This window comes from Pseudotamlana haliotis, assembly GCF_008806375.1.
GTDB classification, from domain to species: domain Bacteria; phylum Bacteroidota; class Bacteroidia; order Flavobacteriales; family Flavobacteriaceae; genus Pseudotamlana; species Pseudotamlana haliotis.
The window spans coordinates 1-232 of record NZ_WAAT01000015.1 but is presented as its reverse complement, the minus strand read 5'-3'; the positions used below and the strand labels follow the sequence as shown (position 1 = coordinate 232).

Annotated in this window: 1 protein-coding gene; it reads right to left on the bottom strand. The window is 40.1% G+C overall.

The window, feature by feature from the left end; all coding sequences use genetic code 11:
• A partial coding sequence (locus tag F6U93_RS14560) for a hypothetical protein (RefSeq protein WP_191963436.1) occupies positions 1-232 on the bottom strand: 232 nt, incomplete at both ends.

Below are 232 nucleotides of genomic sequence, written 5' to 3'. Positions count from 1 at the left end.
TCACTTCCCGAATGGGTGATGCTAATATTAAAATCATTCGCCGAACAACCATCAGAAATGGTGTAAGTACGCTCTAGATTCCAAGCGCATTGATCGCCAGTTAATGTTTGATTTACGAAAGTCGCAGTTACTGTTCCGCAGTTATCAGAATATGCATTTTCAATAGCTGTGATATCCGAAGCTGTGGTTACTAAAGCATCAATATCAGCTTCTACGGGACAAGCATTAATGT